Genomic DNA, 294 nt, shown 5'->3' on the forward strand with positions numbered 1-294 from the left:
GCCTATGGGTACCTCGCCCTCATTCTCTGGGTCGCGATAGCCGCCGCGATGCCGCTCCTGATCGCGCTTGCCGTCCCGGGGGCCGTCATGACGCAGCGGGTGCGGCAGCAGCGGCGCGCGCCGCACACGGGCGAGCCGGACGCCCGGACCCAGGGTGCCCACCCGGACGGAACCCTCACAACGGAACACACACCCTGAGCCCAAGGCCAGGACGGCCGAGCACGGGCGTGCGTCTCGGCCCCTTGCCGGATGTGTGGTCGCCGCCCGCTCACTCCTACCGCTGCTGCTCCACGA

At 72.4% G+C, this 294-nt stretch carries 1 protein-coding gene; it reads left to right on the forward strand.

The genetic code is table 11. The annotated features are described in order from the left end of the window. Positions 1-198, forward strand: a 198-nt coding sequence (locus ACWF62_RS20665) for a hypothetical protein (RefSeq protein ID WP_452631304.1), incomplete at its 5' end; no start/stop codon positions are given. Positions 199-294: the final 96 nt, after the last annotated feature.

Source organism: Rhodococcus sp. NPDC054953, assembly GCF_053609225.1.